Annotated in this window: 4 protein-coding genes; 1 reads left to right on the forward strand and 3 read right to left on the reverse strand. The window is 72.2% G+C overall.

What is annotated here, in order from left to right; all coding sequences use genetic code 11:
- Window positions 1-112: 112 nt before the first annotated feature.
- Together V7E46_RS32110 and V7E46_RS32115 are read right to left on the reverse strand one after the other, a co-directional pair.
- Window positions 113-1,327, reverse strand: coding sequence for an acyl-CoA dehydrogenase family protein (locus tag V7E46_RS32110; protein ID WP_333771703.1), 1,215 nt, complete (start codon window positions 1,325-1,327; stop codon window positions 113-115).
- A 5-nt stretch (window positions 1,328-1,332) separates the two neighbouring features.
- A complete protein-coding gene (locus V7E46_RS32115; RefSeq protein WP_333771704.1) occupies window positions 1,333-2,403 on the reverse strand; it encodes a phosphotransferase family protein in 1,071 nt (356 codons plus the stop codon).
- Between the two features lie 121 nt (window positions 2,404-2,524).
- Here V7E46_RS32115 and V7E46_RS32120 point away from each other — a divergent pair, with 121 nt between their 5' ends.
- A complete protein-coding gene (locus tag V7E46_RS32120) occupies window positions 2,525-3,841 on the forward strand; it encodes a glucarate dehydratase family protein (protein ID WP_333771705.1) in 1,317 nt (438 codons plus the stop codon).
- A gap of 142 nt (window positions 3,842-3,983) precedes the next feature.
- Here the strand turns inward: V7E46_RS32120 and V7E46_RS32125 are convergent, their stop codons facing one another.
- Window positions 3,984-5,381: a GntT/GntP/DsdX family permease gene (locus V7E46_RS32125; RefSeq protein WP_333771706.1), complete on the reverse strand. Its 1,398-nt coding sequence runs from the start codon at window positions 5,379-5,381 to the stop codon at window positions 3,984-3,986.
- Between the last annotated feature and the right edge of the window lie 44 nt (window positions 5,382-5,425).

A 5,425-nucleotide genomic window follows, 5' to 3' on the forward strand; every position in this document is an offset into this window, starting at 1 on the left:
GGGGGGGGGGGGGGGGGGGGGGGGGGGGCCCGCGCCCGGCGGGGCGGAGGGCGTGCCCAGTACGGCGGGCGGCGCGCCCGGCCCCGGAGGGCGGACGGCGCCCCCGGCTGCGCTAGACGTACCGTGCAAGCTCGCGGCGGGCGAGTGAGCGGCGGTGCACCTCGTCCGGCCCGTCGGCGAGCCGCAGGCTCCTCGCTCCGGCCCACAGCCGCGCCAGCGGAAAGTCCTGGGAGACACCGCCGGCCCCATGCGCCTGGATCGCGCGGTCGATGATCCGCAGCACCCCGGAAGGCGTCGCGATCTTGATCGCCTGGATCTCCGTGTGCGCCCCCTGATTGCCCACCGTGTCCATCAGCCACGCCGTCTTGAGCACCAGCAGCCGCAGCTGCTCGATCTCGACCCGCGACTCGGCGATCCACTCCTGCACCACGCCCTGCGCGGCCAGCGGTCTGCCGAAGGCGACGCGGGCGGTGGCGCGGCGGCACATGAGTTCCAGGGCGCGCTCGGCCATGCCGATGAGCCGCATGCAGTGGTGGATGCGGCCGGGGCCGAGCCGGGCCTGGGCGATGGCGAAGCCGCCGCCCTCCTCGCCGATGAGGTTCTCGGCCGGCACCCGGACGTCGCGGAAGACGACTTCCGCGTGCCCGCCGTGGTCCGCGTCGTCGTAGCCGAACAGCCGCATGCCGCGGCGTACTTCCACGCCGGGGGCGTCCCGCGGCACCAGGATCTGGCTCTGCTGGCGGTGCCGGTCGGCGGCCGGGTCGGTCTTGCCCATGACGATGAAGACCGCGCAGTCGGGGTTCATCGCCCCTGAGATGTACCACTTGCGGCCGTTGACGACGTAGGAGTCGCCGTCGCGCGTGATCCGGGTCTCGATGTTGGTCGCGTCCGACGAGGCGACGTCGGGCTCGGTCATGGCGAAGGCCGAGCGGATCTCGCCGGCCAGCAGCGGCTCCAGCCACTCCTTGCGCTGGGCGGGGGTGCCGAATTCGGCCAGCACCTCCATGTTCCCGGTGTCGGGGGCGGCGCAGTTGAGGGCGGTGGGGGCCAGGAAGGGGCTGCGCCCGGTGAGTTCGGCCAGCGGGGCGTACTGGAGGTTGGTGAGGCCGGCACCGTGTGCGCCGGGCAGGAACAGATTCCACAGGCCCTGCCGCCTGGCCTCGGCTTTGAGGTCGGCGACGACCGGCGGTACGGACCAGTGGGCGTCAGGCCCCGCCTGCTCGTGCTGCTCGGCGAAGACGGCCTCGGCCGGGTGGATGTGCTCGTCGAGGAAGGCGGCCAGTCGGGACCGCAGCTCCTCCGTACGGGTGTCGAAGGCGAAGTCCATCCTGCTCAGTCCTCCTGGTGCGATGCTGCACTGCCCCGGGCACTGCCCCGGGCGTGGTCCTGGAGTTTGCGAAGTCCGCGGTCGATGAAGAGCGGGACGACCGTGCCGATCCGGTCGAATCCGGCGCCGAGCGTCTGGCCGAGGGTCCAGCGGTAGTGGATGCCTTCGAGGATCACGGCGAGTTTGAAGTACGCGAACGCGGTGTACCAGTCCACGTCGGACAGATCGCGGCCGGACCTGCGCGCGTACCGTTCGGTGATCTCGTCCGCGCCGGGGTGGCCGGCGGCGCCGCCCGCGGTGGGTACGGGGAAGTCGGGGATGTCGTGCTGCTCGCCGTACATCGCCAGCAGCCCGATATCGGTCAGCGGGTCGCCGAGGGTGGACATCTCCCAGTCCAGGACGGCGGTGAGCCGGTCGGCGTCGTCGAAGAGCACATTGTCGAGCCGGTAGTCGCCGTGCACGACGGCGGGCGCGGGGGAGTGCGGCAGCGCCCGGCCGAGCGCCGCGTGCAGCTCGTCGATGCCGGCCAGGTCGCGGCTGCGTGAGGCGTCCAGCTGCTTGCCCCAGCGCCGCAGCTGCCGGCCGAGGAAGCCCTCGGGCCGCCCGAAACCGGCGAGCCCGACCTCGGCGGGGTCCACCGCGTGCAGGTCCACCAGGGTGTCGACCAGGGTCAGCGCGACCGCCCTGGTCCGCGCGGGACCGAGCGCGGTGAGCTGGTCCTCGACGCGGTACGGCGTGCCCTCGACGAAGTCCATCACGTAGAAGGGGGCGCCGATGACCTCGGGGTCCTCGCAGAGCAGCACCGTGCCCGGCACAGGGACCGGGGTCGGGGCGAGCGCGCTGATCACCCGGTGCTCGCGGCCCATGTCGTGCGCGGTGGCCAGCACATGGCCGAGCGGCGGGCGCCGCACCACCCAGGTGGAGCCGCCGTCGGTGACCCGGTAGGTGAGGTTGGAGCGCCCGCCCTGGATCAGCACGGCCTGCAGCTCGCCGGCCGCGAGACCGGGACGCCGCTGGTCCAGGTGGCGGCGCAGCCGGTCGAGATCCAGGCCCCGGGGGCTGTCGGATTCACTCATGCGGGCATCATACCGACCAGTCGGTATGTCGTCCAGTTCTCCGGCTCCGCCTGTCGTCGGCGTTGACGGCCGAGGGGTGCCGGACCTACGCTCCAGTCTTATGGGTGAACGTGATTCATATATGCAGACAGCGGGCCCGACGGGTCCATCCGACGCGTTCACGGTCGCCGAGGTGCGGCTTACCCCCATCCTCATCGCCGACCCGCCGCTGCTCAACACCCAAGGCGTCCACCAGCCCTACACCCCCCGGCTCATCGTCGAGATCGTCACGGCCGACGGTACGTCCGGGGTGGGTGAGACGTACGGGGACACCCGCTATCTGGACCTCGCGGCCCCGCTCGCCGAGGCGCTGCCCGGGCACCGGATCACCGATCTGAACGGGCTGTTCACGCTGGCCGAGCGGGTGTGCGGCGACCCCGCCGAGGTGTCGGACTCCGTCGCCGCGGGCGGGCTGCGCGGTGTGCAGACCGCGGACAAGCTGCGGCTGTCGGTGATCTCCGGCTTCGAGGTCGCCTGCCTCGACGCGCTCGGCAAGAAGCTGGGCCTGCCGGTGCACGCACTGCTGGGCGGCAAGGTCCGCGACGCCGTCGACTACAGCGCCTACCTCTTCTACCGCCTCGCCGAGCACCCCCAGGGCCAGGGCGAGCCCGACGACTGGGGCGCGGCGCTCGACCCGGCCGGCGTGGTCGCCCAGGCCCGCCGCTTCGCCGACGACCACGGCTTCGGCTCCTTCAAGCTCAAGGGCGGCGTCTTCCCGCCCGAGCAGGAGATCGCCGCCGTCCGCGCCCTGGCCGAGGCCTTCCCCGGCAAGCCGCTGCGGCTCGACCCGAACGGCGCCTGGTCGGTGGAGACCTCACTGCACGTGGCCCGTGAACTGGGCGAGGTCCTGGAGTACCTGGAGGACCCGGCGAGCGGCACCGACCGGATGGCCCAGGTCTCGGACGGCACCGCGGTCCCGCTGGCCACCAACATGTGCGTGACGACCTTCCAGGAGATCAAGGAGGCCTTCGCCTGCGACGCCGTCCAGGTGGTGCTGTCCGACCACCACTACTGGGGCGGCCTGCGCCATACGCAGCAGCTCGCCGCGGTCTGCCGGACCTTCGGCGTCGGCCTGTCGATGCACTCCAACACCCACCTGGGCATCAGCCTGGCCGCGATGACGCATGTCGCGGCCACCGTGCCCAACCTGGACTTCGCCTGCGACTCGCACTACCCGTGGCAGACCGAGGACGTCATCACCGAGCGCCATGTCTTCACCGGCGGCGCCCTGACCGTCTCCGACCTGCCCGGTCTCGGGGTGGAGCTGGACCGGGACGCCCTGAAGGCGCTGCACCAGCGCTGGCTGGACGACGACGGCACCATGCGGGACCGCGACGACGCCGCCGCGATGCGCAAGGCCGACCCCGACTGGCGGATGCCGGCCGTGCCGCGCTGGTGACGCCGTACGGGTGAGGTCGGCCTGATGGCGGTCGTACGCGCGTGCGGCGGCCCGGTAACGCCGTACGCGTACTGGCGACGCCGTACGCATGAGGGGCGGCGGGCCGCGACAGGCCCGCCGCCCCCACCCGCGCGCCTCAGCGTCACAGCACCAGCGACAGCAGCATGACGAAGCCCAGCGCCACCACCGAGATCACCGTCTCCATCACCGACCACGTCTTGAGGGTCTGCGGGACGTCCATCCCGAAATACTCCTTCACCAGCCAGAAGCCGGCGTCGTTGACGTGCGAGAAGAACAGCGAACCGGCGCCGACCGACAGCACCAGCAGCGCGGTGTGGGTGGACGACATGCCGTCGGCGAGCGGCGCGACCAGGCCCGCCGCCGAGATGATCGCCACCGTCGCGGAACCCGTCGCGACCCTGATCAGCACCGCGATCAGCCAGGCGAGCAGCAGCGCGGAGATGTGCCAGTCCTTGGACCAGTCGAGGATCATCTGCCCGACCCCGCAGTCGATCAGCGTCTGCTTGAAGCCGCCGCCCGCGCCGACGATCAGCAGGATGCCGGCGATCGGCCCGAGCGAGGAGTCCACGGTCGAGGAGATGCGGTCCTTGCTGAAGCCCGCGGCCCTGCCGAGGGTGAACATCGCCACGACCACCGCCGCCAGCAGGGCGATCAGCGGGGTGCCGATGACGTCGAAGATCCGGTAGGCCAGGCTGCCCTGGTCGTCGATGATCACATCGGCGAGCGCCTTGGCCAGCATCAGCACCACCGGCAGCAGCATCGTGCAGGCGGTGGCCGCGAAGCTCGGCCGCCGCTCCAGGTCGTCGGAGGCACGGGCCGGCGTCATCCGCTCCGGCGGCGACACGTCCACCCAGCCGGCCGCGACCCGCCCGAAGAGCGGCCCCGCGATGGCCAGCGTGGGCAGCGCCACCAGCACGCCGAGCGCGAGGGTGATGCCCATGTCGGCGTGGATCGCGCCGATCGCCGCCAGCGGCCCGGGGTGCGGCGGCACCAGTCCGTGCATCACCGACAGGCCGGCCAGCGCGGGGATGCCCAGCCGGATCAGCGACTGCCCGCTGCGCCGGGCGACCAGCAGCACCACCGGGATCAGGATGACGATGCCGATCTCGAAGAACAGCGGCAGCCCCACCAGGCCCGCGATCAGCGCCATGGCCCACGGCAGCCGCTTCTCGCTGGTCCTGGCCAGGATCGTGTCGACGATCTGGTCGGCGCCGCCGGAGTCGGCGAGCAGCTTGCCGAGTATCGCGCCCAGCGCGATCAGCGTGCCGACACTGGCCACCGTCGAGCCCAGCCCAGTGGAGTAGCTGGTGACGGTCTTGGCCAGCGGGGCGCCCGCGACCGAGCCGAGCACGCCGGAGCCGATGGTCAGGGCGAGGAAGGCGTGCACCTTCCAGCGGGTGATGAGCAGGACGATGACGGCGATGCCGGCGAGCGCGGCCAGGGCGAGCCGGGTGTTGCCGGCGTCGGCTATCGGCGGGGGCGTGGCGGCGGCCAGCAGCTCGACGCTGAGTGCGGACACGGGTACTCCAAAGGGGGCAAGGGCGGACAGCGGGGTACGGGGAG

The organism is Streptomyces sp. IBSBF 2435 (assembly GCF_036815005.1).
Classification (GTDB): domain Bacteria; phylum Actinomycetota; class Actinomycetes; order Streptomycetales; family Streptomycetaceae; genus Actinacidiphila.